The 23,866-nt window shown below is 66.2% G+C and carries 23 protein-coding genes; 12 read left to right on the top strand and 11 right to left on the bottom strand.

The features are described 5' to 3' along the window. Window positions 1–216 precede the first annotated feature (216 nt). The 6 genes from hyi to EKG36_RS00775 form a co-directional block, all read right to left on the bottom strand. On the bottom strand, window positions 217–996 hold the full coding sequence (hyi, locus tag EKG36_RS00800; protein ID WP_126480026.1) for a hydroxypyruvate isomerase: 780 nt from the start codon (window positions 994–996) through the stop codon (window positions 217–219). Between the two features lie 91 nt (window positions 997–1,087). Further along, entirely contained in the window at window positions 1,088–2,863 is a 1,776-nt protein-coding gene (gene gcl, locus EKG36_RS00795; RefSeq protein ID WP_126480024.1) for a glyoxylate carboligase, read from the bottom strand. A 526-nt stretch (window positions 2,864–3,389) separates the two neighbouring features. Next, window positions 3,390–4,226: a bifunctional allantoicase/(S)-ureidoglycine aminohydrolase gene (locus tag EKG36_RS00790; RefSeq protein ID WP_126480022.1), complete on the bottom strand. Its 837-nt coding sequence runs from the start codon at window positions 4,224–4,226 to the stop codon at window positions 3,390–3,392. Beyond that, window positions 4,223–4,756: an ureidoglycolate lyase gene (locus EKG36_RS00785; protein ID WP_126480020.1), complete on the bottom strand. Its 534-nt coding sequence runs from the start codon at window positions 4,754–4,756 to the stop codon at window positions 4,223–4,225. Before EKG36_RS00785 ends, EKG36_RS00790 begins: the two co-directional genes overlap by 4 nt. Before the next feature lie 302 nt (window positions 4,757–5,058). After that, window positions 5,059–5,991, bottom strand: a complete 933-nt coding sequence (gene puuE, locus EKG36_RS00780) for an allantoinase PuuE (RefSeq protein WP_126480019.1) — start codon at window positions 5,989–5,991, stop codon at window positions 5,059–5,061. A 119-nt stretch (window positions 5,992–6,110) separates the two neighbouring features. Then, entirely contained in the window at window positions 6,111–6,770 is a 660-nt protein-coding gene (locus EKG36_RS00775; RefSeq protein ID WP_126480017.1) for an aspartate/glutamate racemase family protein, read from the bottom strand. A gap of 421 nt (window positions 6,771–7,191) precedes the next feature. On the opposite strand from EKG36_RS00775, the gene EKG36_RS00770 reads away from it, so the two are divergent. The 3 genes from EKG36_RS00770 (at window position 7,192) to EKG36_RS00760 (ending at window position 10,975) form a co-directional block, all read left to right on the top strand. After that, entirely contained in the window at window positions 7,192–7,938 is a 747-nt protein-coding gene (locus EKG36_RS00770; RefSeq protein WP_126480015.1) for an aspartate/glutamate racemase family protein, read from the top strand. 112 nt (window positions 7,939–8,050) lie between these two features. After that, window positions 8,051–9,427: an NCS1 family transporter gene (locus EKG36_RS00765; protein ID WP_185827439.1), complete on the top strand. Its 1,377-nt coding sequence runs from the start codon at window positions 8,051–8,053 to the stop codon at window positions 9,425–9,427. A 96-nt stretch (window positions 9,428–9,523) separates the two neighbouring features. Then, window positions 9,524–10,975 carry an NCS1 family nucleobase:cation symporter-1 gene (locus tag EKG36_RS00760; protein ID WP_126480012.1) on the top strand — a complete coding sequence of 484 codons (1,452 nt, stop codon included), beginning with the start codon at window positions 9,524–9,526 and terminating at the stop codon, window positions 10,973–10,975. A gap of 84 nt (window positions 10,976–11,059) precedes the next feature. Here EKG36_RS00760 and EKG36_RS00755 read toward each other — a convergent pair whose 3' ends face one another. From EKG36_RS00755 to uraH, 3 genes are all read right to left on the bottom strand, one after another. Continuing rightward, window positions 11,060–11,800 (bottom strand): GntR family transcriptional regulator, encoded by a 741-nt coding sequence (locus EKG36_RS00755; protein WP_126480010.1) that lies wholly within the window; start codon window positions 11,798–11,800, stop codon window positions 11,060–11,062. A gap of 124 nt (window positions 11,801–11,924) precedes the next feature. Beyond that, the gene (locus EKG36_RS00750) at window positions 11,925–13,172 is read right to left on the bottom strand and encodes a urate hydroxylase PuuD (protein WP_126480008.1); all 1,248 of its coding nucleotides are present in this window, start codon (window positions 13,170–13,172) and stop codon (window positions 11,925–11,927) included. 52 nt (window positions 13,173–13,224) lie between these two features. Next, on the bottom strand, window positions 13,225–13,578 hold the full coding sequence (gene uraH, locus EKG36_RS00745; RefSeq protein ID WP_126480007.1) for a hydroxyisourate hydrolase: 354 nt from the start codon (window positions 13,576–13,578) through the stop codon (window positions 13,225–13,227). Window positions 13,579–13,782: 204 nt separating this feature from the next. Here uraH and uraD point away from each other — a divergent pair, with 204 nt between their 5' ends. Together uraD and EKG36_RS00735 are read left to right on the top strand one after the other, a co-directional pair. Next, window positions 13,783–14,307: a 2-oxo-4-hydroxy-4-carboxy-5-ureidoimidazoline decarboxylase gene (uraD, locus tag EKG36_RS00740; protein WP_126480005.1), complete on the top strand. Its 525-nt coding sequence runs from the start codon at window positions 13,783–13,785 to the stop codon at window positions 14,305–14,307. Window positions 14,308–14,425: 118 nt separating this feature from the next. After that, window positions 14,426–15,049 carry a phosphoribosyltransferase gene (locus tag EKG36_RS00735; protein ID WP_126480003.1) on the top strand — a complete coding sequence of 208 codons (624 nt, stop codon included), beginning with the start codon at window positions 14,426–14,428 and terminating at the stop codon, window positions 15,047–15,049. Between the two features lie 106 nt (window positions 15,050–15,155). Here EKG36_RS00735 and EKG36_RS00730 read toward each other — a convergent pair whose 3' ends face one another. Both EKG36_RS00730 and EKG36_RS00725 read right to left on the bottom strand, forming a co-directional pair. Beyond that, entirely contained in the window at window positions 15,156–15,506 is a 351-nt protein-coding gene (locus EKG36_RS00730) for a phasin family protein (RefSeq protein WP_126480001.1), read from the bottom strand. A gap of 167 nt (window positions 15,507–15,673) precedes the next feature. Continuing rightward, window positions 15,674–16,381 (bottom strand): glutathione S-transferase family protein, encoded by a 708-nt coding sequence (locus EKG36_RS00725; RefSeq protein ID WP_126479999.1) that lies wholly within the window; start codon window positions 16,379–16,381, stop codon window positions 15,674–15,676. Window positions 16,382–16,702: 321 nt separating this feature from the next. On the opposite strand from EKG36_RS00725, the gene EKG36_RS00720 reads away from it, so the two are divergent. The 7 genes from EKG36_RS00720 (at window position 16,703) to EKG36_RS00690 (ending at window position 23,845) form a co-directional block, all read left to right on the top strand. Continuing rightward, window positions 16,703–18,403, top strand: a complete 1,701-nt coding sequence (locus EKG36_RS00720; protein ID WP_126479997.1) for an L-lactate permease — start codon at window positions 16,703–16,705, stop codon at window positions 18,401–18,403. A 151-nt stretch (window positions 18,404–18,554) separates the two neighbouring features. After that, window positions 18,555–20,054 carry a glycolate oxidase subunit GlcD gene (glcD, locus tag EKG36_RS00715; protein ID WP_126479995.1) on the top strand — a complete coding sequence of 500 codons (1,500 nt, stop codon included), beginning with the start codon at window positions 18,555–18,557 and terminating at the stop codon, window positions 20,052–20,054. A 9-nt stretch (window positions 20,055–20,063) separates the two neighbouring features. Then, entirely contained in the window at window positions 20,064–21,155 is a 1,092-nt protein-coding gene (glcE, locus tag EKG36_RS00710) for a glycolate oxidase subunit GlcE (RefSeq protein ID WP_126479993.1), read from the top strand. 1 nt (window position 21,156) lies between these two features. Then, on the top strand, window positions 21,157–22,392 hold the full coding sequence (gene glcF / locus EKG36_RS00705) for a glycolate oxidase subunit GlcF (protein WP_126479991.1): 1,236 nt from the start codon (window positions 21,157–21,159) through the stop codon (window positions 22,390–22,392). A 66-nt stretch (window positions 22,393–22,458) separates the two neighbouring features. After that, the gene (locus EKG36_RS00700) at window positions 22,459–22,860 is read left to right on the top strand and encodes a heme-binding protein (RefSeq protein ID WP_126479988.1); all 402 of its coding nucleotides are present in this window, start codon (window positions 22,459–22,461) and stop codon (window positions 22,858–22,860) included. Between the two features lie 167 nt (window positions 22,861–23,027). Next, window positions 23,028–23,327 carry a hypothetical protein gene (locus EKG36_RS00695; protein ID WP_126479986.1) on the top strand — a complete coding sequence of 100 codons (300 nt, stop codon included), beginning with the start codon at window positions 23,028–23,030 and terminating at the stop codon, window positions 23,325–23,327. Window positions 23,328–23,578: 251 nt separating this feature from the next. Next, window positions 23,579–23,845 carry a DksA/TraR family C4-type zinc finger protein gene (locus EKG36_RS00690; RefSeq protein ID WP_126479984.1) on the top strand — a complete coding sequence of 89 codons (267 nt, stop codon included), beginning with the start codon at window positions 23,579–23,581 and terminating at the stop codon, window positions 23,843–23,845. Window positions 23,846–23,866: the final 21 nt, after the last annotated feature.

Below are 23,866 nucleotides of genomic sequence, written 5' to 3'. Positions count from 1 at the left end.
ATTCTCCTGTCACATTACTTGCTGACGTTGGGTCGTGAGTATTCGTCGTCGTGCAGAAAGTGTCGCTCAGGGCTCCTAGGGATGAGCGCCGGGGGCAAGACGAAGCGAGGGTCCTACGCCCAGGGAGGGGGTCACAGCGCCCTCGCGGCGTCTTGACGCCGGGGTAGCTCATCCCGACCACGGACCTGTCCCGGCGCCCCTTTCTATCTTCAATGTTCAGCCTTTTACGGCATCCAGCCAGCCCAGCCCCTCCTGGGTGGACCCGGCCGGCTTGTACTCGCAGCCGATCCAGCCCTGGTAGCCCAGGCGATCGAGGTGGGCGAACAGGAAGGGATAGTTGATCTCGCCGGTGCCCGGCTCGTGGCGGCCCGGGTTGTCGGCCAGCTGCACGTGGGCGATGCGATCAATGTGCTTCTCGATGGTCGGGGCGAGATCCCCTTCCATGATCTGCATGTGATAGATGTCGTATTGCAGCTTCAGGTTGTCGCTGCCCACCTCGTCGAAGAGCGCCAGGGCCTGAGCGGTGCGATTGAGAAAGAAGCCCGGGATGTCGCGGGTGTTGATCGGCTCGGCGATCAGCAGGATGCCCGCGGCCTTCAGCTTGTCGGCGGCGAAGCGCAGGTTGTCGACCAGGGTCTGTCGGGCCTCGTCATCGCTGACGCCCTCCGGCTTGATGCCGGCCAGGCAGTTGACCTGGGTGTTGCCGAGCACCTTGGCGTACTCGATGGCACGGTCGACGCCGGCACGGAACTCCTCGACGCGATCCGGATGGCAGGCGATGCCGCGCTCGCCGGCGCCCCAGTCGCCGGCCGGCAGGTTGAACAGCACCTGGGTCAGGCCATTGTCGTCGAGGCGCTGCTTGATCTCGGCGGCCTCGAAGTCGTACGGAAAGAGGTACTCCACGCCCTTGAAGCCGGCCGCGGCGGCGGCCTGGAAGCGATCGAGGAAGTCGACCTCGGTGAACAGCATGCTGAGATTGGCGGCAAACTTGGCCATGTGAATCTCCCTGTGTCTTCTCGTGTATGTCAGCGTGCGTCTCGGGCCGCCCGGCCACCGGTCCCCACCGACGGCCGGACGGCAGCCGTCCTCAGCGCAGGGCGGCGATGGAGCTCGGCGCGTCGGCCACGTTCTCGGCCAGCTCCTCGAACTCGTTGATGCCGGCCAGGTCGGTGCCCATGGAGATGTTGGTCACGCGCTCCAGGATCACCTCGACCACCACCGGCACGCGGTGCTGCTTCATCAGCTCGCGGGCCTCGGCGAAGGCCGGGCCGATCTGGTCGGGCTCGGTGACACGGATCGCCTTGCAGCCCAGGCCCTCGACCACCGAGACGTGGTCCACGCCATAGCCGTTGATCTCCGGGCAGTTGATGTTCTCGAACGACAGCTGCACCTGATAGTCCATGTCGAAGCCGCGCTGGGCCTGGCGGATCAGTCCCAGGTAGGAGTTGTTCACCAGCACGTGGATGTAGGGCAGGTTGAACTGCGCGCCCACGGCCAATTCCTCGACCATGAACTGGAAATCATAATCGCCGGACAGCGCGACGATATCGGCCTCCGGGTCGGCGCGACGCACCCCGAGCGCGGCCGGGATGGTCCAGCCCAGCGGGCCCGCCTGGCCGCAGTTGATCCAGTGGCGCGGCTTGTAGACGTGCAGGAACTGGGCGCCGGCGATCTGCGACAGGCCGATGGTGCTGATATAGCGGGTGTTCTTGCCGAACGCCTTGTTCATCTCCTCGTACACGCGCTGCGGCTTGACCGGCACGTTGTCGAAATGGGTCTTGCGCAGCAGGGTGCGCTTGCGCTCCTGGCACTCCTCGGCCCAGGCGCGGCGATCCTTGAGCCTGCCCGCGGCCTGCCACTCCCTGGCCACCTCGACGAACAGCTCGAGCGCCGCCTTGGCGTCGGAGACGATGCCATAGTCCGGCCCGAAGATGCGGCCAATCTGGGTCGGCTCGATGTCCACGTGGACGAACGTGCGCCCCTCGGTGTAGGTGTCCAGCGTGCCGGTGTGACGGTTGGCCCAGCGGTTACCGATGCCCATCACGAAGTCGGACTCGAGCAGGGTCGCGTTGCCGTAGCGATGCGAGGTCTGCAGGCCGACCATGCCGGCCATCAGCTCGTGATCGTCCGGGATGGTGCCCCAGCCCATCAGGGTCGGGATGACCGGCACGCCGGTGAGCTCGGCGAACTCGGTGAGCAGGTCGCTGGCGTCGGCGTTGATGATGCCGCCCCCGGCCACCAGCAACGGCTTGTCGGCCTCGTTGAGCATGCCCAGGGCCTTCTCGATCTGGGCGCGGCTGGCAGTCGGCTTGTAGGCCGGCAGCGGCTCGTAGGTGTCCGGGTCGAACTCGATCTCGGTCATCTGCACGTCGATGGGCAGGTCGAGCAGCACCGGGCCCGGGCGCGAGCTGCGCATGATCTGGAAAGCCTGCTGGAAGGCACGCGGCACCTGGGCCGGCTCCCGCACGGTGATGGCCCACTTGGTGACCGGCCCGGCGATGGCCTGGATATCCACCGCCTGGAAGTCCTCCTTGTGCAGCTTGCTGGCCGGCGCCTGGCCGGTGATGCACAGGATCGGGATGGAGTCGGCGGAGGCCGAGTACAGCCCGGTGATCATGTCCGTCCCCGCCGGGCCGGAGGTACCGATGCACACGCCGATGTTGCCCGGCTGGGTACGGGTATAGCCCTCGGCCATGTGCGAGGCCCCCTCGACGTGGCGTGCCAGCACGTGATCCACGCCGCCGACCTTGCGCATGGCGGCGTAGAAGGGATTGATGGCGGCGCCGGGCAGCCCGAAGGCGACCTCGATGCCTTCCTTGCGCAGCACGTGAACGGCAGCTTCCGCAGCGGTCATGCGAGCCATGGCGATTCCTCCACTGGTGGCTTTTATTCTTTGGAAAATATTTCTGTATACAGAGACTAGACCCGCCACGGGAATACCGTCAACACCTTTTGGAAAACATTTCCAGTCGATAGCAGGCAAAAAATACCCAAGCCATAACAGTATCTTGGGTTAATGGAAAAATTTACCATAAATTCAATCACAAGGGGCCGAGACAATCCCCCGATTGGGCTAGCCGGTGTCCCATGAATGAAACGTTCGTATGCAATCTCAGGGAGCGAGGTGCAGGACCGCCTCACCGATGCCGGCAAAGACCAGTCGGGCCTGCTGGCCGGCGACCCAGCGCTGGGCGCGATACCGCAGCCCGGCACTAAGCCGTCGAGGCTCAACCCATCAGCCAGCTGCAAAGCGTCTGTTGACCACCTTCCAGCACACCGGCGAGTCGATCACCGATATCAATCGCGGCTGACGCCGCGCCATCGCCCCAACACGACGACACCCGCCGAAGGGCGGGTGTCGTCGTGTGCCGTTGCCGTGCCGGGGCCGATCAGCGCCGCTTGCTGTAGGGCAGCGCCATGTGCCGGTTGACGTCCTTGTACAGCAGGTAGCGGAAGGGGCCCGGGCCGCCTGCATAGCAGGCCTGCGGGCAGAAGGCGCGCAGCCACATGTAGTCGCCCGCCTCCACCTCGACCCACTGCTGGTTGAGATGGTAGACCGCCTTGCCCTCGAGCACATAGAGGCCGTGCTCCATCACGTGGGTCTCGTCGAAGGGAATCACGCCGCCGGGCTGGAAGGTCACGATGTTGACGTGTATGTCGTGGCGCAGATCGTCCGGGTCGACGAAGCGCGTGGTGGCCCAGACCTCGTTGCAGTCCGGCATGACCGAGGGCTCGATGTCGTTCTCGTTGACCACGAAGGGTTCGGGCACCTCGAGACCGTCGACGAACTCGTAGGCCTTGCGGATCCAGTGGAAACGCACCGGGGCGTCGGCCTCGTTGCGCAGCTGCCAGTCGCTGCCCGGCGGGATGAAGGCATAGCCGCCGGGGACCATCCGGTGCTTCTCGCCGGCCAGGGTCAGCACCATCTCGCCCTCCACCACGAAGAGCACGCCCTCGGCGCCCGGGTCAGTCTCGGGCCGCTCGCTGCCGCCGCCGGGGGACACCTCCATGATGTACTGGGAGAAGGTCTCGGCGAAGCCGGACAGCGGGCGGGACAGCACCCAGAGGCGGGTGTTCTCCCAGTGGGGCAGCTTGCTGGCGACGATGTCGCGATACACCCCCTTGGGAATGACCGCGAAGGCCTCGGTGAACATCGCGCGGTCGGTGGTCATCACCTTCTGGCCGGGATGGCCGCCCTGGGGAGCGTAGTACTGACGCTGGGTCATGGGGTTGCCTCTTGTTCGCTGGTAGACGCGACGCCCTCGCCTTGCGGCAGGGTCACGCGGATATCGATGGGGATCTCGTCGCAGTTGTTGCCCTCGCCGCCACGGTCGACCACCAGGAACTCGCCCTCGCCTTCCAGCACCGACTGGATGGCATGCCAGGTGCCGGCACGATAGTTCACGCCCTGGCGGCCATCGGTGACGAAGGCACGCACCTTCTCGGGGGCGATGGCGTCGCCGGGCGGCGCTACCACCACCAGGAAGCGCTCCTCGTGCATGGGCACGAAGGCCTGGCTGCCCTGGGGATGGCGCTCCAGGAAGTTCAGATCGAGTGGCACGCTGACGGGCTGGCTGACGAAGATGCTGATCAGTGCCCGGCCCTGCTCGCCCAGGGTCTCGACCCTGGCCAGGTCGTGGTAGCGACGGGTTCGACCGGCATTGATGTGAAAGTAGTCGGACGTGCGGGTATCGATCACGTCGCCGAAGGGCGCGAAGGCCTCCGGGGTCAGGGGACGGGCTTCGAGTTGGAGCATGTAACCTCCTGAGGGCAATGTCTGAAAAGTGTCTGCGCTCGGCTAAACGGCGTGTTAAAACTCAGCTCGGTGGCGAGTCCGATCAAAGTGCGCATTTACAGCTCGAAAACTCCGCCTTTTGACTCGCGACCTCCATATCGCTCGCTCTGCGAGCAACTGAGCTGCCCAAATCGGTAATCCCTGCCGATTTGTCGCTGCTTCTTGCCTTGTCTAGCCTTCGCTCGCCGACTTTTCAGGCAATGCCAAAATGCGGAGCGGGACAGGCGGCGCGCCGCCCACCCCGGGCTGTCGGAACGGCGGAATCAGGGTGCCGGATGGTGCTCGGCCCAGTGACGGGCGATGTCCATGCGGCGAGTGACCCAGACGCGGTCGTGGGCCTCGATATGGTCGAGGAAGCGCTGCAGGGCGCGGAAACGCCCCGGGCGTCCCAGCAGCCGGCAGTGCATGCCCACGGAAAGCATCTTCGGGGTGTCCTCGCCTTCCGCATAGAGGACATCGAAGGCGTCACGCAGGTAGGTGAAGAAATGATCCGCGGTGTTGAAGCCCTGGGGCGCGGCGAAGCGCATATCGTTGGTGTCCAGGGTATAGGGCACCACCAGGTGGCTGTGCTCACGCCCCTGGCTGTCTTCCTCGCGGGTCCAGAACGGCAGGTCATCACCATAGTAGTCGCTGTCGTAGAGGAAGCTGCCCTCGTCGAGCACCAGGCGACGCGTATTGGGGCTGTCACGTCCCGTGTACCAACCGAGCGGCTTCTCGCCGTACAGCGACTGGAAGATCTCGATGGCCCGTTGCATGTGCTGGCGCTCGATGTGCTCCGGCACCTGCTGGTAGTGGATCCAGCGATAGCCATGGCAGGCGATCTCGTGACCGAGCTCCTTGAAGGCCAGGGCGACCTCGGGGTTGCGCTCCAGCGCCATGGCCACACCGAACACGGTCAGCGGCAGGCCGCGACGCTCGAACTCGCGCAGGATCCGCCACACGCCCGCCCGGGAACCGTATTCGTAGATCGACTCCATGCTCAGGTGGCGATCGGGGTAGGACTCGGCGCCGATGATCTCGGAGAGGAACTGCTCGGAGCCATTGTCGCCGTGGAGCACGCAGTTCTCGCCGCCCTCCTCGTAATTGAGCACGAACTGGACGGCAATGCGTGCCCTGCCGGGCCAGTTGGCCGCCGGGACATCGCGGCCATAGCCGATCAGGTCGCGGGGATAGTCGTTGCGGGTCGGTGAGGTCATGGCAATGCGTCCTTCTTGTTCTTTGAGCGCTCGACGGTGCAGGAGCCCCCGGATGAACAACATAAACTGTATACAGAAATAGAATAGAGTGTGCCCATTCTATATTCAAGGATGGCCTTTCAGCCCCTCGCCAGGCGCATCAGCGCCAGGCTCTGAGCCAGACCGGCGTCCAGGGAATCCACGAGCCGGCAGTCGGGGCCTACCGCCAGGTCGGCGGCCAGGCCGGCGAAGGCGGCACCGCCGACAATGATGGCGTCCGGGGCGAGTCGCGCCTGCTGATCCGCCACCGCCGACTGGACTCTTGTCCGGGCCTGATCCCGCTGCGCGGGCAGGGCCAGGTCGTCGATGTTCACGGCGGAGATCCCCAGGCAACGGCGCGACGCCCCCAGCTCGTGCAGGATGTCCTCGATCATGCGTGGCCAGCGCCGCCCGGGGGTGACGATCGAGAAGCGCTCCCCCAACTGCAGGGCGGACAGCACGGAGGCCTCCAGCATGCCGGTGACGGGTACCGGGCAGGCCTCACGGGCCGCGGCGAGCCCCGGCTCGCCGAAGCAGGCCAGCAGCACGGCGTCATGCTCGATCCTGGAGCGCCGTTCGAGACTCGCGACCAGCGCGGCACCGGCCAGTGCACAGTCTCGACGTGAGGCGATATAGGCCACGCCCTGCTCGGCCGTCTCGGCGTGGACCTCGACCGCACTCCCGAGAAAGGCCCGGGCCCGTGAGGCCATGGCGTCGGTCATGGCGGTGTTGGTATTGCCGTTAAGCATCAGCAGGCGCATGCCGCCCTCCCCCTTTCCGATGACTGCCTTTAGCCTCGTACTTTGTATACAAAAAATCAATCCCCACGGCCAATCCTTTCTTTCCCCGGACCCGGCCGCCGATGCCTCACCCCTCAATGGCGGCCGGCATCATGGGCAGTCTCCGCCCTGGCAGGCCGATTCGTCCGGCAGAACACCACAGTGTATACACTTAACCTCGATAAACTGTCTTAAATATCCGAGAATTTGAGCTTCATTTATTGTATACAGTGTATCGCACTGGTTAATTTTTCTTAGTACACCCCTAACTCACTGTTAAACAATGGAATTTCCATGAGGGAGCCATTGAAGTCATGGGTTGATTTTTCGAGGCACCCCCGACTATTTTGTGTACAAAGAAAAAAATCATTGTTCACAAGAATAACCGCCAACGGAGCCACCCATGCAGATCCGCGTCATCAATCCCAACACCACCCGCGGCATGACCGATACCATCGCCACCGCCGCCCAGGGGATCGCCGCCCCCGGGACGGTGATCAGCGCCACCCAACCGGCCCATGGCCCGGTCTCCATCGAGAGCCATTTCGACGAGGCCATCAGCACCGTGGGCGTGCTCGAGGAAATCATGGCCGGCGAACGTGATCGGGTGGATGCCTATATCATCGCCTGCTTCGGCGACCCGGGGCTGCTGGCGGCCCGGGAGCTGACTCGAGCCCCGGTGGTCGGCATCGCCGAGGCCGCCTTCCACATGGCCGCCCTGATCAGTACCCGCTTCTCGGTGGTCACCACCCTGAGCCGCACCGGCATCATCGCCGAGCATCTGCTCGACCAGTACGGCTTCCGCCATCACTGCCGCCGAGTCCGTGCCGCCGAGATCCCGGTGCTCGACCTGGAAGACGACGGCAACGCCGCCCTCACACGGATCATCGACGAGGGCCGTCGCGCCCGCGACGAGGATGGCATCGGGGCCATCGTGCTGGGTTGCGGCGGCATGGCCGACCTGACGGACGAGATCAGCGAGGCCGTGGGCCTGCCGGTGGTCGAGGGCGTGACGGCCGCGGTCAAGCTCAGCGAGGCCCTGGTCGGCCTGGGACTCGGCACCAGCAAGGTCGGCGACCTGGCCTTCCCCCGTCCCAAGACCTTTACCGGCCGCTTCGCCCACCTGTCGGAGCTGGCCCCCGACGGCTGAGGGGCCGGCCGCCCCCAGCGTCCATCCCGAGCACGATACCGCAAGCGACCCCGCGCCCTGAACGGGCCGGACAACAACCACAATCACCGCACCATCTTGCGAGGACTGCATCATGACTCTCTCGACTTCACGCGCCGCCCCCGGCGATGATACCGGGGTGATCCACGACAGCCCCCATGACACCAAGGCGGCCGGCAGCGAATCGCTGGCCCCCCAGAAGACCCGCATCATGGGGCGCACCTCCTACCTGCTGGCCTGGTTCGGCGGCTGCGTCTCCATCGGCACCTTCACCATGGGCTCCAGCGTGGTCGGCACCCTGAACCTGCTCCAGGCCACGCTGGCGATCGCCATCGGCTGTTTCGTGATCGGCATCGCCCTGGCCCTGAATGGCGCCGCCGGCTACAAGTACGGCATTCCCTTCATGGTCCAGGCACGCAGTGCCTTCGGCTTTTCCGGTACCCGCCTGCCGGGTCTGGTGCGTGCCGTGCCGGCCATCGTCTGGTACGGCTTTCAGAGCTGGATCGGTGCCGGCGCCCTGAACATGGTCTCGGCGACCCTGTTCGGCTTCGACAACCTGATCTTCTTCTTCATCGCCTTCCAGTTCCTCCAGATCGCCCTGTCGGTGCTGGGCTTCCAGGGCATCAAGTGGCTCGAGAACATCGGCAGCGCCTTCATCCTGGCCTCGCTGGTCTACATGTTCTATAGCACCGTGCAGCGCTACGGCGACGAACTCTCCGCCAGCATGCTGACCATGGAAGGCTCCTGGGGCATGCCCTTCTGGGGCGCCACCATGCTGTTCCTGGGCATCTACAGCACCATGATGCTCAACGTCAGCGACTATTCCCGCGAGCACAAGGAGGGCACCGGTCCGGGCCTGCTGACCACCATCTACGCCATGTCGATCCTGCCCTGCACCCTGTTCATGGGGCTGATCGGCTACATGGTCTCCGAGGCCACCGGCGTCGCCGACCCGATCCAGGTGTTCGCCAATGCCGTGGACAACACCCCGCTGTTGATGACCACCCTGCTGTTCATCGCCTTCGCCCAGGTCACCACCAACGTGCTCAACAACGTGGTGCCGCCGACTTACGTGCTGATGGACGCCTTCAAGCTGAAGTTCCGCACCGCTACCGTGATCGTCGGCCTGCTGGCCTTCGCCACCTTCCCCTGGGAGCTGGTCAAGGACGAGTCCGCCGCCGGCCTGCAGGTCTTCGTGCAGACCTACTCCGCCTTCCTCGGCCCGATCTTCGCCATCCTGGTGGTCGACTACTACCTGATCCGCCGCCGCACTCTGGACCTTGGCAAGCTCTACGACGAGAACGGTCCCTATCGCGGCGTGCACCACGCGGCACTGATCGCTACCGCCGTGGGTGCCGTGGTCGCCCTGACCTTCTCTTCCGTATCCTGGTACGCCAGCCTGATCCCGGCCGGCCTCACCTACTACCTGCTGATGAAGACCTGGGCGCCCTGCCAGCGCTTCTGCAGCTGAACGCCCTAGACTGAGGGTGACGGCGTCACCCTCTCGCCTTCAGGCCCTCCCGTTATAGGCAGGGGCTTTTCCACAACGACAAGAAGGGTGAACCCCATGATGGAAAAAGAGCTGGAGATCCAGCACCGAGACCCGACCCTCTACAACGCGGACCTGGCGCCGATCAAGCATCGTGACCGCAACTGGGGCTGGTTCGAGATCTTCAATGTCTGGTCGAACGACATCCAGAGCCTGTTCGGCTACACCCTGGCGGCCTCGCTGTTCATCTCCTACGGCCTCAACGGCTGGGCGGTGATGGCGGCGATCATCCTCGCCGGCGTCGTGGTGATGTGGCTGGTCAACCTGAGTGGCAAGCCCAGCGTCAAGTACGGCGTGCCCTTCCCGGTAATGATCCGGTCCAGCATGGGAGTGCGCGGGGCCAACTTCCCGGCCATGCTGCGGGCCATCATCGGCATCTTCTGGTACGGGGTACAGACCTACTTCGCCTCCACGGCGGTCGCCCTGCTGATCACCGCGCTCATCGGCGACCCCGGTGGTTCCTGGCTGGGCATGTCCGCGGTGGGGTGGGTGTCCTTCGTGATCGTCTGGGTCTTCCAGATGGCGCTGTTCTGGCAAGGGATCGACCGCATCAAGCACTTCCTCAACTGGGCCGGCCCCATGGTCTACGTGGTGATGGTGGCGCTGATGGTCATCGTCTGGTTCCAGGCCGGCAGCGACCTGTTGCCCGCGGTGAGCACCATCTTCAGTGGCAGTAGCGAGTATGAAGGCAGCCCCTTGACCGCCTTCCTGGCGATTACCGGCACCATGATCGCCTACTTCGCTGCCGTGGTGATCAACTTCGGCGACTTCACCCGCTTCGTGAAGAGCGAGAAACAGATGAAGCTCGGCAATCTGCTGGGCCTTCCGCTCAATGTGGCCTTCTTTTCCTTCATCGCCCTGATCATTACCGCGGGCACGCTCGCGCTGTTCGGCGAGACGCTCACCAACCCCTCGGACATCATCGAGCGGGTCGACTCCCTGCCGCTGACCATCATCGCCGCGATCACCTTCTTCGCCGCCACCGTGGGCATCAACCTGGTCGCCAACTTCATCCCACCGGCCTACGACCTGGCCAACCTCTTCCCGGGCAAGATCAGCTTTCGGATCGGCGGGCTGATCACCGCGGTGGTGGCTTTCTTCGTCGGGGCACTGTGGGTGTCAGTGATCAGCCAGATCGGCATCGCCGGCTTCGTCAATGCCCTGGGAGCCATCGTGGCACCCTTCTACGGCATCATCGTGGTGGACTACTACCTGGTGAAACGCCAGCACTTGAACATCCAGGACATGTTCTCCGCCGACCCCGACGGGGCCTACCACTACGTCAAGGGCTGGAACAAGCGAGCCATCGGCGCCTTCGCCCTGGCCGCGCTGTTCTCGATCTCATCGGTGTGGGTGCCAGCCCTCGAAGCGCTCGGCGGCTATGCCTGGTTGATCGGTGCTGCCCTGGGCGGGCTCTTCTACTTCCTGTTGATGAAGGGCCAGCGCCAGCCGGTCACCGCCAACTCCTGATCCCCATCCCTCGTCACGCTACACCGCGCCCCGTGCCATGGCACGGGGCGCGGTGATTCGAGGGTAACCCGGGGAGAGTCGCCCCTAGCCCGAGAAGATCTCGAACAGGTCCGGGGCCTCATCCTCTTCGGCATGGATGGACAGCGATGCCTCGATGGCCTTGAGGTGGCGGCTCATGAAGGCCAGGGCACGCTCGCCGTTGCCGCTCACCAGGTAGCCCACCAGGTCGTCGTGGTCGTGGGACTCGCAGCCCAGGTGGCCGGCGTTGCCGTACACCGCCAGGATCAGCGAGGAGCGCGAACACAGGCGTTCGACGAACGCCGCCAGGGTGGCGTTGCCGGAGATCCACGCCAGTCGCCCATGGAAGGCCGCGGACAGCTTGATGGCGGCACTCTGCTCGCCGGCCCGCAGGGCCTCGCGTTCACGCACCGCCATCTCGCGCAGTGACTGGGCGTCCTCGGCGGTGATGCGGCGGGCCACCTCGGGCATCAGGCCACACTCGACCATCTGCCGGGCATCGAAGACATCCTTGGCCTCGTCGGCGGTGGGCCGCGTCACGCTGGCGCCACGGCGGGGGGTCAGGGTCACCAGCTGCTCCAGGGCCAGGCGCTGGAGGATCTTGCGGATGCCGGTCCGGCTGATGCCGAAGACCTCGGCCAGGGCATCCTCGCGCAGCCGCGCGCCGGGCTTGAGGCGATGCTCGATGATGGCATCGCTGATCGACTGGTAGATCGCCTCGTGACGCTCGGCGCCGTCGCCGTTCTTGCCGGGGCGACCGCCGCCGTCGCTGGACTTGTCCCCGGCAACGACCTGACGCTGGTTCATGGACTGCTCGCCTCCGTGAAAACCCGATATGCCACTCATTGTATACGCTTTCCGCTGCCCGAAACGACCACCGCCCGCCAAAAAGGCGGGCGGTGGTCATGGGGCGAGGAGGCTCGGCATCAGCTCACGGGCTCCAGGCAGCGATCTCCGCACGCTCCTCGTCGGTCATCTGGGTGATGTTGCCCAGCGGCATGTAGCCGCTGGCGACCACCTGCTTGATCTGGTCGATCTGGCGCAACATCTGCTCGGGGGTGTCGAGGATCACCCCGGCCGGTGCCGCCGAGAAACCGGCATGACTCGGGTTCTGGGCGTGGCACTGGACGCAGCGCTGCTCGATGATCGTCTGCGCCCGGCTCTCCGGCTCGGCCTGGGCCACCTGGGCCGGCGCAGTCTCGCCCCCGGCTGTCTCGCTGCTGGCCGTGGCGGCGGCCGTGGCATTGCCCGCGGTGGGCGCCCCGATCCATACCGCCACCAGGATCAGCACCGCGCCCGAGGCCGGGTAGGCCGGCTTGATCTGGCCGGCGTGCATCAGCACGAAGAACTGGCGAATCAGGGCGCCAGCGAAGATGAACAGCGACATGATCACCCAGGACAGCTCATGGGTGTAGGTGAAGGAATAGTGGTTGCTGAGCATCAGCAGCACCACCGGCAGCGTGAAGTAGGTGTTGTGCACCGAGCGCTGCTTGCCGCGCTTGCCATCGATGGGATTCGGCGTCTCGCCGGCCTTCATGGCCTTCACCATGCGGCGCTGCCCCGGGATGATCCAGAAGAAGACGTTGGCCGACATGGCGGTGGCCATCACCGCACCGGTGAGCAGGAAGGCGGCGCGTCCCGCGAAGATCTGGGTGCTCAGGTAGGCCACCACCACCATCATCACCGCCACGGCCAGGCTCAGCAGGCCGTCACGCTCCATGTTGGGGCTGATGCGCTTGCACATCTCGTTGTAGACCACCCAGCCGCCGAGCAGGAACAGCAGGGCCACCACGTTGGCCTGCCAGCCGGTGAGGTTGGCGGCCCACGCCCAGTCGCTGCCCGGGTTGACCAGGTAGAAGCCGGGATTGGCCATGTAGAGCAGCACGAACAGGCCGAAGCCGGAGAGCCAGGTCGTGTAGGCCTTCCAGAACGACCAGTGCAGGTCCTCGGGGAGTTTCTCCGGGGCGCTGGCGTACTTCTGGTTGTGGTAGAAGCCACCGCCATGCACCGCCCACATCTCGCCGAACACGCCCTTGCGCTGGTCCTCGGCGGCCTTGGGCGGGCGCAGGCCATTGTCCAGCATGACGAAGTAGATCGACTCGCCGATCCAGGCCACGGCGGCGATCACGTGCAGCCACCTCAGCAGGAGGTTGGCGAAGTCCAGGAAATAGGCTTCCATCGGTCAGGCCTCGTTGGAATTATGCGATTGTCGTCTGGGGCAGGGACCGGGCTCAGCTGCCGCGGTAGGTGGAATAGCTGTACGGCGACAGCAGCAGGGGCACGTGGTAGTGCTGGCCGGCATCGGCCACGCCGAAGCGCAGCGGAATGACGTCGAGGAACCGGGGCTTGCTCCCTTCCACGCCCTGGCGATCCAGGTAGGCGCCGGCATGGAAGACCAACTCGTATTCGCCCGCGGTGAAGGCATCACCTTCCAGGATGGGCGCATCGCAGCGCCCGTCGTCGTTGGTAACGACCTCGGTGATGCGGGTGCGGTCAGCGCCCTCGAGGCGATAGACCTCGATGCGAATCCCCTGGCCCGGGCAGCCGAGGGAGGTGTCCAGCACATGCGTCGTCAGGCGTCCCATCACGTTTCTCCTCTATTGTCGATGCCGGCCACGGCGGGAGGTCCGGCGGGAGTGTCTTCCGGTGGTTGCGCCCGCCGAGACGAGCGCATCCTATTAAGAACAGTTTTAGCTCTAAAGAGAGTACATTTCAAAGACTTTATTGTATACACTTTTATCGCTACCCTGACACGGCAGATGGCAACCGCTCAGCAAGGAGACCAGACCATGAACAGCAAGACGCTTTCCCCGCGGCCCAGCGAGCTGGGCCAGGCCGACTTCGTCGCGCACTACGGCGATATCTACGAGCACTCGCCCTGGGTGGCCGAACTGGCCTGGGAGCGGGGCCTCGATAGCGGCCAGGACACGCCTCCGGGCCTGGCCGCGGCCATGGGCCGAGTCCTGCGGGAGGCGAGCGCCGAGCGCCAGCTCGAGGTCATCCGCGCCCACCCCGACCTGGCCGGCAAGGCGGCCATCGCCGGCGAGCTCACAGATGATTCCACCCGGGAGCAGGCCGGTGCCGGCCTCGACCAGTGCACGCCCGAGGAGATGGCACGGTTCGAGCGCCTCAACGCCGCCTACAAGGCCAAGTTCGGCTTCCCCTTCGTGATGGCCGTCAAGGGCAGTGACCGGCACGCCATCCTCGCCGCCTTCGAGACGCGCCTGGAGAACGATCCGGCCGAGGAGCGTCGCACCGCCATCGAGCAGATCAACCGCATCGCCGGCTTTCGCCTCGAGGATCGGGTGGGCTGACCCTACCGGTCACGTCAGCGGCCCCACGGCCGCATACAGCCGCCCGGCGACAGCCCCGGGGCAGGCTCCGTCACGTCTACACTAGACAGAGAGAGGGTCTACACGAGGGGATGCCACGATGTTCCGCGACCGACTGGAAGCTGCCGAGGGACTGGTGCGCCGACTGGCGCACCTGAGAGGACGCGACCCGCTGATCCTGGCCATTCCCCGGGGGGGAGTGCCCATGGGCCGGTTGATCGCCGATGAGCTGGAAGGGGAACTGGACGTGGTGCTGGTGAGGAAGATCGGCGCCCCGGGCAACCCGGAATACGCCATCGGCGCGGTCGGCGAACAGGGCCGGGTGCAGCTCGAGCCGGCGGCCAGTCACTATCCGGAACATGCCATCACCCGGGAGATCGAGGCCCAGCAGGCGCTGATCGAGGAGCGCCGTCGCCGCTACACGCCGGTGCGGGCGCCCATCGATCCCGCCGGGCGCATCGTGGTGGTGGTCGACGACGGCAGCGCCACCGGTGCTACCATGGCCACCGCCCTGGCTAGCCTGCGCCCCCACCATCCCGCCCGGCTGATCGCCGCCATGGGAGCGGCGCCTCCCGAGACCGTGGCGCGCCTGGAAAGGCTCGCCGACGAGGTGGTATGCCTGCTCACCCCCGCCAACTTCAGCGCCGTCGGCCAGTTCTTCGCCGACTTCGGGCAGGTCAGCGACGACGAGGTGATCCAGCTGCTGGGCACCGAGCACGGCTGAACGCCTGCGCCCCGACCCGCGAAGAACCGAAAAAAACGGGTCACCGCCGTCTGGTGGTGACCCGCAAGGCCCGGCAAGGGCCCCTTGCTTGCAGAGAGTCGGGAAATCAGCTGGTGCTGGCGGCCTTGACCTGCTCCTCGACCAGCTTCTGCCCCTTCTGGGCATATTCCTGGCCGAGGGTCATCAGTGCCTCGGAGTCGCTCTTGACGCGCTCGCCGAGGTCCTGCAGGGCTTTCTGCTGCCCTTCCATGGCTTTCTTGACGCCATCGGCATCCTTGACCTCGAGCCAGCCGCGCGCCTGGGCCAGGCCCAGATCGGTCAGGGCGCGTGCCGAGTCGAACTGGGTGGAGACCAGCTTCTCGGCATACTCGAGGTTCAGCGCGGCATAGGACCGCATGGGTTGCACAAAGAGAGACTCGAACTGCTCGGTGGTCTTGTCGGTCGTTGCCTTGCTCATCGCACACCTCCGGGATGGTGGGGATACCGGGCCATGCGCCCGTGCTGCATTGCAACATAGCAGGCCGTTTTGTGCATCGCAACATCTTCGCCGCCCTTTTTCCCCTCCCCCGGACACGACGAGACCCGGCCAGGGCCGGGCCTCGTCACACGCAAGTGTGAAGGAGGTCAGCGGTAGGCTCCCTCGATATCGGTGACGCGCATGGCCCGGCGACCCAGGCCGTCGTGCAGGTCGAGCAGGCGCTCGACCCAGGCATGGACCGGGTCGGCATTGGAGACCAGGTCAGCGCTGGAGACGCAGCGGGCCCACATGAAGTTGCCGAAGACGAGATAATCGGCGCCTCCCGGGGCATCACCATCGAGAAAGTCGGCCTCCTCGAGGCGCCCGCGCATCGGCCCGAGGGCCGCGTCGAGCTGCGCCAGGCCCTTGGCCGGGGAGTGAAACTCCTCCAGGGTACGGCCGAAGCGCTTCTCGCGGGACTCGCGAAAGTAGGCGCGGTCGTCAGGATGCACGGCATTGAACAGGTCCATGATGATGGTTCGCATCATCGCCGGCGCCAGTGCACGCTCGGCATAGTGCTTGAAGAAGCGTCCCCGGGCTTCGGCCAGGGCGTCGCCGAGTAGCGGTGCCTGGGGATAGGTGCGATCCAGGTAGCGCAGGATCGCGTAGCTGTCGGTGACCACCTCGTCACCGTCGACGAGGACCGGTACCTTGTCATGGTCGGCGAAGGCCAGCGCCTGCTTGTCGGTGAAGCGCCAGGGGCGAGTCTCGACATCCAGCCCCTTGTGGGCCAGGGCATAACGGACCCGCCAGCAGAACGGCGAAAACCGCAGCGATTCGTCAATCCCGCAGAGCTCGTAGAGCACCCGTGTCATACCGACTCCTTGCATCCGGTGAGGGGAGAGCCCCGATAGTGCCAGGCTTTGCCGGCCGCTGCCATCGCCCCGGCGGCTACCGGCCTCTTGTCCATTGGTATAACCACCATTCACGCCTCGGTGCCGCTCAGGCTCGACAACTTCTATTCAAGCCACTGAACAAAAAAGGATTTAATAGCGACACGAGGAATGCATCGGCACAGAAATATTGGTAATACCAATTTACCTGAAATGGTCAATCCCGGTGTCTGACCGTAAGGTTCACCCTTGCCGTCCCGCGCGGCCGACACCGACATCATCCTCGATGAGAGACCTCCACCGATGCATGACACTCTCCTGGCGCTTCTGGCCTTCACCCCCCTGCTGTTGGCGGGGATCCTGCTGATCGGCCTGCGCATGGCGGCACGGGTCGCCATGCCGATCGTCTTCGCCGTGACGGCCGTCATCGCCCTGCTCGCCTGGGACATGACCTTCACCCGGGTCCTGGCCTCGACCCTGCAGGGCCTGATGCTGACGGTCGCGATCCTGTGGATCATCTTCGGCGCCATCCTGCTGCTCAACACCCTCAAGCATTCCGGCGGCATCACCGCCATTCGCAACGGCTTCTCGGGCATCAGTCCCGACCGTCGCGTCCAGGCCATCATCGTCGCCTGGCTGTTCGGCTGCTTCATCGAGGGCGCCTCGGGCTTCGGCACCCCCGCTGCGGTGGCCGCCCCGCTGATGGTCGCCCTCGGCTTCCCGGCGCTGGCCGCCGTGGTGGTCGGCATGATGATCCAGTCCACGCCGGTGTCCTTCGGCGCCGTGGGCACGCCCATCGTGGTCGGCGTGTCGGGCGGCCTCGACCGCGCCGGGATCAGCCAAGTCCTCGAGGCCGGCGGGGCCGGCTGGCTCGACTACTTCCACCTTGTGGCCGGTGAGGTGGCCGTCATCCACGCCATTGTCGGGGTACTGATGCCGCTGCTGATGGTCATGGTGATGGTGCGCTTCTTCGGAGCCAACCGCTCCTGGCGGGAAGGCCTGGCCATCGCGCCCTTCGCGCTGTTCGCCGGCATCAGCTTCGTGGTGCCCTATGCGCTGGCCGGCGTGCTGCTGGGACCGGAATTCCCCTCGATGATCGGCGCCATGGTCGGCCTGGCCATCGTCGTACCGGCCGCCCGACGCGGCTTTCTGATGCCCCGCGAGAGCTGGGACTTCCCCGAGGCGACCGCCTGGCCGGACCACTGGATCGGCAAGCTCGTCATCAAGACCGACGAGGTGGTCGGCAAGACGCCGATCTCCACCTTCATGGGCTGGCTGCCCTATGTGCTGCTGGCCCTGCTGCTGGTCGCCTCGCGGACCGTGGCCCCGCTGAAGGAGGCCCTGACCTCGGTGAGCCTCAGCTGGGGCAACATCCTCGGCGAGCCCGGCATCTCCGGCAGCATCCAGCCGCTCTATCTGCCAGGCGGCATCCTGCTGATGGTGGTGCTGCTGACCGCGGTCCTGCACCGGATGCGCCTCGGCGAGCTGCGCGCCGCCTTCGGCGAGTCCACCCGGACTCTGGTCGGCGCCGGCTTCGTGCTGGTCTTCACCATCCCCATGGTGCGTATCCTGATCAACTCGGGCGTCAATGCCGCCGACCTGGTGTCGATGCCGGTGGCCATGGCGCGCCTGGTGGCCGACGGGGTCGGTGATATCTATCCGCTGTTCGCGCCCACCGTCGGCGCCCTGGGGGCCTTCATCGCCGGTTCCAACACGGTATCCAACCTGATGTTGTCCGACTTCCAGTTCAACGTGGCCCAGCAACTGGGGGTCTCCACGGCCATGATGGTGGCATTGCAGGCCGTCGGCGCCGCCGCGGGCAACATGATCGCCATCCACAACGTGGTCGCGGCCTCGGCCACCGTCGGCCTGCTGGGCCGCGAGGGCATCACCATCCGCAAGACCATCCTGCCGACCATCTACTATGTAGTAGCGGCGGGACTTGTCGGCCTGGTGGCCATTCAGCTGTGGGCGATCGCCGACCCGCTGCTGCGACTGACCTGAGCCATGGCCCCGCCGACAGGCGGGGCCATGCGAGCCCGTCGGCTGCCGCCGCAGTGCGGCAAAATGTCCGGAAGCGCTTCCGTAAATTTATGGAAGACATTTCCATACCATTGACCCCATACTGGATTCATTCCCGTTTCTCGGAGCCGCCATGAATATCCACTTCGACGCGAGACTCGATGGGGAGCTGCCTCGCCGGGACAAGGCGGAGGTGCTCGCCAGCCTCCAGCAGAGCGTTCCCGACTTGACTCTGCTCCATCGCGAGGAAGACCTGCATCCCTTCGAGTGCGACGGCCTGGCCGCCTATCGCGTGCTGCCCATGCTGGTAGCCCTGCCGGAGACCCTCGACCAGGTAGTGGCCCTGCTCAAGGGCTGCCGGGAACTGGGCGTGCCGGTCGTCACCCGCGGGGCCGGCACCGGCCTGTCCGGCGGCGCCCTGCCCCTGGAGCAGGGCGTGCTGCTGGTGATGTCGCGCTTCAACCGCATCCTCGACGTGGACCCCGACGCCCGCACCGCCCGGGTGGAACCCGGGGTGCGCAACCTGGCCATCTCCGAGGCCGTCGCCCCGCATGGTCTCTACTATGCGCCGGACCCCTCCTCGCAGATCGCCTGCTCGATCGGCGGCAATGTGGCGGAGAACGCCGGCGGGGTGCACTGCCTGAAATACGGCTTGACCGTCCACAACGTGATGAAGGTCGAGATCATCACCATCGAGGGCGAGCGCCTGACGCTCGGCAGCGAGGCCCTGGATGCCCCCGGCTTCGACCTGCTGGCCCTGATCAACGGCTCCGAGGGCATGCTCGGGGTAGTTACCGAGATCACCGTCAAGCTGCTGCCCAAGCCGGAGACCGCCAAGGTGCTGATGGCCAGTTTCGACGACGTGGGCAAGGCCGGTCACGCCGTCGGCGACATCATCGCCGCCGGCATCATCCCCGGCGGCCTGGAGATGATGGACAACCTGGCGATCCGCGCCGCCGAGGACTTCATCCATGCCGGCTACCCCGTGGAAGCGGAGGCGATCCTGCTGTGCGAGCTGGACGGCGTGGAGGCCGATGTCGATGACGACTGCGCCAGGGTGCGCGAAGTGCTCGAGACGGCCGGCGCCACCGATATCCAGCAGGCCCACGACGAGGCCGAGCGCGCCCTGTTCTGGGCCGGGCGCAAGAACGCCTTCCCCGCGGTGGGCCGCATGTCGCCGGACTACTATTGCATGGACGGCACCATCCCGCGCCGCGAGCTTCCTCGCGTCCTGCAGGGCATCAGCAAGCTCTCCGAGCAATTCGGCCTGCGGGTCGCCAACGTCTTCCATGCCGGGGACGGCAACATGCACCCGTTGATCCTGTTCGATGCCAACCGTCCCGGCGAGCTGGAGCAGGCCGAGGACCTCGGCGGCAAGATCCTCGAGCTGTGCGTCGAGGCCGGGGGCTCGATCACCGGCGAGCACGGCGTGGGCCGCGAGAAGATCAACCAGATGTGCGCCCAGTTCAGTCCCGAGGAGCTGACCACCTTCCACGCCGTGAAGGCGGCCTTCGACCCCGAGCGCCTGCTCAACCCGGGCAAGAACATCCCGACCCTGGCGCGCTGCGCCGAGTTCGGCGCCATGCATGTGCACGGGGGCGAGCTGCCGCACCCCGAGCTGCCCCGTTTCTGAGGAGTCATCATGGCCAACACCACGACCCCAACCCCGGACCGGGATATCAGCGAGGCCCTGGGAGAGCGCGTCCGCAAGGCCGACGCGGACGGCACGCCGCTGCGCATCGTCGGCGGCGACACCAAGGGCTTCTATGGCCGCCCGGTGGAGGGCGAGGCGCTCTCCACCCGGGAACACCGCGGCATCACCAGCTATGACCCAGTAGAGTTGATCGTCTCGGTGCGTACCGGCACCCCGCTGGCGGAACTCGAGGCGCGACTGGCCGAGCACGGCCAGATGCTGCCCTTCGAGCCGCCTCACTTCGGCGATACCGCCACCGTCGGCGGCATGGTCGCCACCGGCCTGTCCGGCCCGCGACGGCCCTGGGCCGGCGCCGTGCGCGACTTCGTGCTGGGTGCCCGGGTGATCACCCGGGCCGGGGACGAGCAGCGCTTCGGCGGCGAGGTGATGAAGAACGTCGCCGGCTACGACCTCTCCCGCCTGATGGTCGGCGCCCAGGGCAGCCTGGGCCTGCTCACCGAAGTCACCCTCAAGGTGCTGCCGCGGCCGTCGGCCAGCCACAGCCTGCGTCTCGAGATGCCCCTGGACCAGGCCCGCGCACGCCTGGCCGAGTGGGGGCGCCAGCCGTTGCCACTGACCGCCGCCGCCTGGCAGACCGGCGCCCTGCACCTGCGCCTGGAGGGCGGCCCCGGCTCGGTGGCGGCCACCCGCGAGCGTCTCGGCGGCGAGGATCTCGAGGCCGACTTCTGGGAGGCGCTGCGCGAGCAGCGACTGGCGTTCTTCTCCCGCGAGGACGCGCGACCACTGTGGCGGCTCTCGCTGCCCTACGACACGCCGGCACTGGCCCTGGACGGGGTCGCCGAGGATGACCTGCTGTACGACTGGGCCGGCTGCCAGCGCTGGCTGCGCAGCGAACTGCCCGCCGAGACCCTGCGCGAGGCCTGCGCCAGCGCTGGCGGGCATGCCACCTGCCTGACCCCGGGCGCCGCCGCCCCCTTCACCCCGCTAGCCCCGGTGATGGCGAAGTACCATCGCCGCCTCAAGGCCGAGCTGGACCCGAAGGGCATCTTCAATCCGGGCCGACTCTACGCGGAGCTCTGAGATGCAAACGCACTTCACCGAGGAAGACCTCCAGCAGCCGCATATCCGCGAGGCCGACCGCGTGCTGCGTACCTGCGTGCACTGCGGCTTCTGCAACGCCACCTGCCCCACCTACCAGCTGCTGGGCGACGAGCGTGATGGCCCCCGTGGGCGCATCTACCTGATGAAGCAGATGCTGGAGAACCCCGATGACGACAATGTCACCGAGGAAACCCGGCTGCACCTGGATCGCTGCCTGACCTGTCGCAACTGCGAGACCACCTGCCCGTCCGGGGTGGAGTACCACAAGCTGCTCGATATCGGCCGCGCCGAGGTCGAGCGGCGAGTGCCGCGCTCCATGCCCGACCGCGCGCTGCGTCTCGGCCTGCGCAAGGCGCTGGTGGACCCCGCGCGCTTCAAGGCGCTGCTCAGGATGGGCCAGGTGTTCCGTCCGCTGGTCCCGGCCGCGCTGCGCAGCAAGATGCCACCGACTCCGGTGGATGCCGGCCAGCGTCCCGCGGGAAGTCGCCACGCACGCCAGATGCTGATTCTCGAGGGCTGCGTCCAGCCGGGCCTGTCGCCCAACACCAATGCCGCCACGGCGCGAGTGCTGGATCGCCTCGGCATCGGCCTGACCCCGGCACCGGAGGCCGGCTGCTGCGGCGCCATCGACTACCACCTCAACGCCCTGGACGCTGGCCGGGCACGCATGCGCGCCAACATCGACGCCTGGTGGCCGCATGTCGAGGCCGGCTGCGAGGCCATCGTGCAGACCGCCAGTGGCTGCGGGGCGATGGTCAAGGAATACGGCGAGGTGCTGGCCGATGACCCCGACTACGCCGAGAAAGCCGAGCGCATCAGCGCCCTGGCCAAGGACCTGGTGGAGGTCCTGCGCGAGGAGGACCTGGAACGCCTGACACTGCGCGAGCACAAGCGCCTGGCCTTCCATTGCCCTTGCACCCTGCAGCACGCCCAGAAGCTCGGCGGCAGCGTCGACGCCCTGCTGGCGCGACTCGGCTTCTCGCTGACCCCGGTGCAGGACGCCCACCTCTGCTGCGGTTCGGCAGGCACCTACTCGGTGACCCAGCCGGAACTCGCCACCCAGCTGCGCGACAACAAGCTCGATGCCCTGGAGGCCGGCAATCCGGAGGTGATCGTCACGGCCAACATCGGTTGCCAGACCCACCTGGCAGGTGCCAATCGCACGCCGGTGCGCCACTGGATCGAGATCGTCGACGAGGCCCTTGAGAAGCACTGACAAGCCAGGGCGTTCGCTCGCCCCCCTGCAGAACCGCAATTTCATGCACCCACGAGGAAGAGTCCCATGCAAACCAAACCCGTCCTGACCCTGGATGACGTCAACACCCTCCTCGACGCCGGCCAGAAGGAAGCCGAGGCCAACGGCTGGGCGGTCACCATCGCCGTGGCCGACGACGGCGGTCACCTGCTCGGCTTGCGCCGCCTGGATGGCGCCCCTCCGTTCAGCGCCGAGGTCGCCGGCGAGAAGGCCCGCAATGCCTCCATCGGCCGCAAGGAGACCCAGGTCTTCGAGGAGATGATCAACAACGGCCGCACCGCCTTCGTCACCGCGCCGATGCAGGCCCTGCTGGCCGGCGGCGTGCCGGTGATCGTCGAGGGCCAGGTGGCCGGCAGCGTCGGCATTTCCGGCGTGAAGCCGGACCAGGATGTGCAGGTGGCGAAGGCCGTGGTGGCGGCCCTGGCCTGACCCCGTCGGCATGATCGCGCCCGACCCCCGGCCCTGCCGGGGTTCTGTCGTTTCCAGGGTTACACAGAGAAACCTTGCATGATCTGCAACCATTGCATAGGTTCTGTATAGCATTCGTATCGATACACGGATGCATGGCACGCCAATTACCGGACGAGAGGTCAACCATGAAACCGATCGCCACCGCCGCCGTTACCCTGACCACCCTGTTGCTGCTGTCCGGCACCGCCCTGGCAGCCGACCACGAGGACGAGATGGCGCCCGAGAGCGGCGTCGACACCGCCAACGAGACCAGCGAGTCCATGATGTCGAGCGACGAGGCCGCCATGGGCGAGAAGCCCCTCGTCGAGGAAGGCGGCACCGACAGTGCCAACGACCTGGAGGAAGAGGACCAGATGTCGACGGTCGAGGGCGGCGAGGTCGCGCCCGAGAGCGGCGTGGACTCGGCCAACGATGCCGACGACTGATCGCCCTTTCCACGTGGCAGCGATACCCCGGCGCAGCCGGGGTTTTTTGTGACGGACTTCAAGTGCTCCCTCGCGCGAAGTGTCGATGGCACTCAGACCTGGAGGAGCGCCTGGGAGCGGCAACCCTTGATTCAGCAGGACAGTCTCCCCGAGACACGCGGCCTTGGCGCTCGAGGTTCCCATGGCGCCATGGCCAGCCATTTGGCAAGCTGATAGGCAGATGACGGGGGCATTGCGGAGGGGAGACCACCATGGCCGGAGGCTGGTCGAGAGACGGCGATGTGCAGCAGCAGATCGACGACAGCGTACGCGACGAGCTCGAGCGGGCAAGACACGCCTTGCCCCGCGGCGAGAGTGCCCGCCACTGTGACGAGTGCGACGAGCCGATCCCCGAGGCACGGCGACAGGCCGTGCCCGGGGTGCGACTCTGCATCGACTGCCAGGCCGAGCGCGACAAGCACCGTGGACCCACCGCCGGACACAATCGGCGGGGCAGCAAGGACAGCCAGCTGCGCTGAGGCGCCTGGCGACGACACGGC

Source organism: Halomonas nitroreducens, from assembly GCF_003966155.1.
In the GTDB taxonomy this organism is placed as follows: domain Bacteria; phylum Pseudomonadota; class Gammaproteobacteria; order Pseudomonadales; family Halomonadaceae; genus Halomonas; species Halomonas nitroreducens.
This window is presented reverse-complemented; position numbering and strand designations above follow the sequence as displayed.

Coding starts and splice junctions, on each gene's coding strand:
- EKG36_RS00720 (WP_126479997.1), top strand. CDS start 16,703: ATGCATGACACTCTCCTGGCGCTTCTGGCCTTCACCCCCCTGCTGTTG.
- hyi (WP_126480026.1), bottom strand. CDS start 996: ATGGCCAAGTTTGCCGCCAATCTCAGCATGCTGTTCACCGAGGTCGAC.
- EKG36_RS00750 (WP_126480008.1), bottom strand. CDS start 13,172: ATGGAAGCCTATTTCCTGGACTTCGCCAACCTCCTGCTGAGGTGGCTG.
- uraD (WP_126480005.1), top strand. CDS start 13,783: ATGAACAGCAAGACGCTTTCCCCGCGGCCCAGCGAGCTGGGCCAGGCC.
- EKG36_RS00785 (WP_126480020.1), bottom strand. CDS start 4,756: ATGCTCCAACTCGAAGCCCGTCCCCTGACCCCGGAGGCCTTCGCGCCC.
- EKG36_RS00760 (WP_126480012.1), top strand. CDS start 9,524: ATGATGGAAAAAGAGCTGGAGATCCAGCACCGAGACCCGACCCTCTAC.
- EKG36_RS00725 (WP_126479999.1), bottom strand. CDS start 16,381: ATGACACGGGTGCTCTACGAGCTCTGCGGGATTGACGAATCGCTGCGG.
- puuE (WP_126480019.1), bottom strand. CDS start 5,991: ATGACCTCACCGACCCGCAACGACTATCCCCGCGACCTGATCGGCTAT.
- uraH (WP_126480007.1), bottom strand. CDS start 13,578: ATGGGACGCCTGACGACGCATGTGCTGGACACCTCCCTCGGCTGCCCG.
- EKG36_RS00700 (WP_126479988.1), top strand. CDS start 22,459: ATGCAAACCAAACCCGTCCTGACCCTGGATGACGTCAACACCCTCCTC.
- EKG36_RS00695 (WP_126479986.1), top strand. CDS start 23,028: ATGAAACCGATCGCCACCGCCGCCGTTACCCTGACCACCCTGTTGCTG.
- EKG36_RS00735 (WP_126480003.1), top strand. CDS start 14,426: ATGTTCCGCGACCGACTGGAAGCTGCCGAGGGACTGGTGCGCCGACTG.
- EKG36_RS00775 (WP_126480017.1), bottom strand. CDS start 6,770: ATGCGCCTGCTGATGCTTAACGGCAATACCAACACCGCCATGACCGAC.
- gcl (WP_126480024.1), bottom strand. CDS start 2,863: ATGGCTCGCATGACCGCTGCGGAAGCTGCCGTTCACGTGCTGCGCAAG.
- EKG36_RS00790 (WP_126480022.1), bottom strand. CDS start 4,226: ATGACCCAGCGTCAGTACTACGCTCCCCAGGGCGGCCATCCCGGCCAG.
- glcE (WP_126479993.1), top strand. CDS start 20,064: ATGGCCAACACCACGACCCCAACCCCGGACCGGGATATCAGCGAGGCC.
- EKG36_RS00730 (WP_126480001.1), bottom strand. CDS start 15,506: ATGAGCAAGGCAACGACCGACAAGACCACCGAGCAGTTCGAGTCTCTC.
- glcF (WP_126479991.1), top strand. CDS start 21,157: ATGCAAACGCACTTCACCGAGGAAGACCTCCAGCAGCCGCATATCCGC.
- EKG36_RS00690 (WP_126479984.1), top strand. CDS start 23,579: ATGGCCGGAGGCTGGTCGAGAGACGGCGATGTGCAGCAGCAGATCGAC.
- EKG36_RS00770 (WP_126480015.1), top strand. CDS start 7,192: ATGCAGATCCGCGTCATCAATCCCAACACCACCCGCGGCATGACCGAT.
- EKG36_RS00755 (WP_126480010.1), bottom strand. CDS start 11,800: ATGAACCAGCGTCAGGTCGTTGCCGGGGACAAGTCCAGCGACGGCGGC.
- glcD (WP_126479995.1), top strand. CDS start 18,555: ATGAATATCCACTTCGACGCGAGACTCGATGGGGAGCTGCCTCGCCGG.
- EKG36_RS00765 (WP_185827439.1), top strand. CDS start 8,051: ATGACTCTCTCGACTTCACGCGCCGCCCCCGGCGATGATACCGGGGTG.